The sequence below is a fragment of the Vibrio sp. 10N.222.48.A3 genome (assembly GCF_041475345.1).
Lineage (GTDB): Bacteria > Pseudomonadota > Gammaproteobacteria > Enterobacterales > Vibrionaceae > Vibrio > Vibrio tasmaniensis_A.
In genome coordinates this window covers 1-655 of sequence record NZ_JBFRVX010000879.1, presented here as the reverse complement: position 1 = coordinate 655, position 655 = coordinate 1, and the positions used below count along the sequence as shown (strand labels likewise).

Genomic DNA, 655 nt, shown 5'->3' with positions numbered 1-655 from the left:
TCTTCAACAGACAGTGACATGCCACAATCGTGCTCTTCTGTGTTCATCAGTACGTAACGGCTTGCGTTCCATAGCTTGTTACAGAAGTTACGGTAACCTTCAAGACGCTTCATGTCCCAGTTGATGTCACGGCCAGTTGAAGCCATAGCAGCAAGAGTGAAACGCAGTGCATCGGTACCGTATGGTTCGATACCATCTTCGAAAGTTTTACGTGTTGCTTTTTCGATCTTAGCAGCCAGTTTAGGTTGCATCATGTTGCCACAACGCTTTTCTACTAGCTCTTCAAGGCCGATGCCGTCAATCATATCGATTGGGTCAAGTACGTTACCTTTCGACTTAGACATCTTGTCGCCGTTTTCATCACGGATAAGGCCCGTCATGTAAACTGTTTTGAAAGGTACTTGAGCCTTGCCGTCTTCGTCTTTCACGAAGTGCATAGTCATCATGATCATACGAGCAACCCAGAAGAAGATAATATCAAAACCAGATACTAGTACTTCTGATGGGTGGAATGTTTTCATTGCTTCAGTATCTTCAGGCCAGCCTTGTGTGCCGAAAGTCCAAAGTGCAGAAGAGAACCATGTATCAAGAACGTCGTTGTCTTGCTTAAGAACAATTACCGGTGAAAGGTTGTTCTTTTCACGAACTTCTTCTT

The 655-nt window shown here is 44.4% G+C and carries 1 protein-coding gene; it reads right to left on the bottom strand.

The window, feature by feature from the left end; all coding sequences use genetic code 11:
• On the bottom strand, nucleotides 1-655 hold a 655-nt coding region (locus AB4653_RS21270), incomplete at both ends, for a class I tRNA ligase family protein (protein WP_372105270.1).